This window comes from Microcoleus sp. D2_18a_D3 (assembly GCF_036702455.1).
GTDB lineage: Bacteria > Cyanobacteriota > Cyanobacteriia > Cyanobacteriales > Microcoleaceae > Microcoleus.
Genome location: NZ_JAUBTK010000217.1, coordinates 1 through 1225, shown reverse-complemented (window position 1 = coordinate 1225; position 1225 = coordinate 1). Strand labels below are relative to the sequence as shown.

Annotated in this window: 2 pseudogenes; both read right to left on the bottom strand. The window is 37.3% G+C overall.

The features are described from left to right. Nucleotides 1-311: pseudogene (locus tag QUB06_RS34575) on the bottom strand (IS630-like element ISMae26 family transposase); the annotation flags it as partial. A gap of 157 nt (nucleotides 312-468) precedes the next feature. After that, nucleotides 469-1182: pseudogene (locus tag QUB06_RS34570) on the bottom strand (ISAs1 family transposase). Between the last annotated feature and the right edge of the window lie 43 nt (nucleotides 1183-1225).

Sequence of the window (1225 nt, the reverse complement as noted above, 5' to 3'; positions counted from 1 at the left end):
GCTATTGTCGCTCTACTAACGGAAAATCCAATTTTCCCATAAAGTAAATAACGAAGTTCTTCAAGAGTAGCATCATTATTTAATTCAATCAATTCCCCCAATATGAGTAGTTGCTCTGCATTCAGTTTGCCTTTGACTCCACATCGGTGAGTTCGGGGAGTAATGTTTTTTGTTTCCCGATATTGTTTAAGCAATTTTTGTACAAAGCTGAGGGCTACAGAAAAACGCTTAGCTATTGCTTTTTGTGAAATCGGTTCAGTATGATAAGTATCAAGAATTTTTTGCCTAAAATCAATTGAATAAGTTTTCATTTTTAACAATGTATGAAGAGGAGTACAAGTAAACGTGTTGTAAGTCAACCAGAGCGTGCTGTCAGAAAAATGCTATTATGTGTGCTATCGCTTTCGCGTGGCTTGTGCGTAACCATATAATTATAGTTCATTCGATCGTGTGTTCTCTGTTTGACCCTCATGAATGAGTGTCAGTAACATCATACCTCATCTTTCTGAGAAAGGCTATATCTTTTCTAATCCGACACTCATCTTCACGAAAACCCACATCTAATACCCAATGTAAAGAATTTTCAATTCCCCAATGGCTGCGGACTGATTCACCCAGTTTTTGAGCATTATTTGGTAAACTACTAATGTAATAACGAGTTTCAATAGTTGTTTTTCCCTTCACTATTCTCACTAATTTTATCATACCTATACTCTGAAATTTCTCCCATTGATTGTCGGGCCAATCAGCTCTTTGATGTCACTTAACATGGTTGTGATGTCGAATTTCTGAGCGACCGTGCTTACTCTCTTTATTCGACGAATAAGCTGTATGTGTAAATCCCGAAAATCCTTGTCTAATTGCTTGTTTAAACAACTCTTCTACTCTGGCATACAAGGAGGGTTGGTTCTTTTTTAAGGTGATTACATAATCTTCTTCTTGTTCGACAATTGACTTCACAATTGACCTCTGACAGCCCATAGCATCAATCGTGACAATGCTTCCATTTAATTCTAATACTTTGAGTAAAGCCGGAATAGCTGTGATTTCATTAGACTTTTTATCAACCTTAACTTGTCCTAAAACTAATCTTTGACTCGTCGCCCAAGCACTGACCATATGAATTGCTTTCTTATCTCCTCCCCGTGAGTAACTGTAGTTTAGACTAAAAAATGAGCGCAGCTAAAAGTAGCTACCTTTGAATCTTAGGCAAGCTGTTGCTCAC